The following is a 495-nucleotide window of genomic DNA, read 5'->3' as shown; positions in this document are numbered from 1 at the left end:
ATCGTTCGCTGTTCTGGTTGCGGATGATGGATTCGTATCGGGTGGCCCAGCGCCACACACCGACGACGGTTGCGGTGGCAGTGCCGACCGTGATGAGGCCAAGTGTCGCGGCGAGGGCGCCGAAGCCCTTCACTTCACACCGAGCTTCGACCACGTCGCGGGGCCAACGATGCCGTCGACGCCGAGACCTGCCCTGCGCTGAAACTCGCGGACAACGGATTCCGTTGCAGGGCCGAAGTCCCCGTCCACTACAAGCTTCGAGTAAGCCGGATATGCACGGTTGAACAGCGACTGCAAATAGGTGACGTCGCCACCGGTCGACCCTCGACGCAACGTCGCACGCGAAGTCGACGGACTCGGGGGCGGTGTCGCGCCTCCCGAACCGACCTTGCCTTCACGAATCTTCTGTGCGAATGCTGCGAGCTTCGACGATGCGCCATTGCCTGACGCGGTCCCGCCGTTGAGCTGGAAGTGCATCGGGTCCTTGCGGCCCCA

The 495-nt window shown here is 64.0% G+C and carries 1 protein-coding gene; it reads right to left on the bottom strand.

Going from position 1 to position 495, the window contains the following annotated elements; translation table 11 throughout:
• Positions 1 to 129 precede the first annotated feature (129 nt).
• Positions 130 to 495 (bottom strand): peptidoglycan-binding domain-containing protein (locus AC3XQU_RS22890; protein ID WP_489876455.1); only part of this gene is annotated, 366 nt, incomplete at its 5' end.

The sequence above is a fragment of the Telluria sp. AZSoR62 genome (assembly GCF_058111565.1).
The sequence above is the reverse complement of the archived record's forward strand: the minus strand, read 5'-3'. Positions and strand labels throughout refer to the sequence as shown.